Here is a 778-nt window from a genome sequence, read left to right as displayed (position 1 = left end):
TTTTTTAAAACCCACCCCCGGGGGCCCCGCCCGCCCGGCGGGCCCCGGGGTCGTGGCGCTGGGCGACTGCATGGTCTGCCATACCGCGCCCGACGGTCCCGCCTATGCCGGCGGCCTCGGTCTGAAGACGCCGTTCGGCATCATCTACAGCACCAACATCACGCCCGATCCCGAGACGGGCATCGGACGCTGGACGAGCGCCGCGTTCAAGCGCGCCCTGCGCGAAGGCGTGGCACGCGACGGCCATCTGCTCTACCCGGCTTTCCCGTACATTCACTATACGCGCATGTCCGACGACGACATCGAACTGGCGTACGCCTGGTTGATGTCGCGCCCGCCGGTGCGCGTAAAACAGCCGGACAACGACCTCGCGTTCCCGTTGAATTTCCGGCCCCTGCTCGCGTTCTGGAATGCCTTGTACCTGCGTCCCGGCGACGGCGCGGCGCCGGGCACGGGCCAGGTCGAACGGGGCCGCTACCTCGTCGATACGCTGGGCCACTGCGCCTCCTGCCACAGCGGCATGAACCTGCTGGGCGGCGAGCGCAGTCCCGCGTTCGAGGGCGGCACCGTCGACGGTTGGCATGCGCCCGCGCTCACTCGCCTCGCGCAAGGCAGCGCACCGTGGACGCGCGCCGAACTCGCGGATTATCTGCAGGGCGGCCTGTCGCTCACGCATGGCGCGGCAAAGGGTCCGATGCGGCCAGTAACGGAACGGCTCGCGGCGGTCCCGCGCGCGGACGTCGAGGCGATGGCCGCCTACCTGGTGACGATCCAGCAG

At 69.8% G+C, this 778-nt stretch carries 1 protein-coding gene; it reads left to right on the top strand.

Features of this window, described 5'->3' with window-relative positions; genetic code table 11:
* Nucleotides 1-778 (top strand): c-type cytochrome (locus ACEN88_RS33175; protein ID WP_413346559.1); only part of this gene is annotated, 778 nt, incomplete at both ends.

Origin of the sequence: Massilia sp. CT11-108 (genome assembly GCF_047302915.1) — a bacterium.
Lineage (GTDB): Bacteria > Pseudomonadota > Gammaproteobacteria > Burkholderiales > Burkholderiaceae_D > Telluria > Telluria orientalis.
The sequence above is the reverse complement of the archived record's forward strand: the minus strand, read 5'-3'. Positions and strand labels throughout refer to the sequence as shown.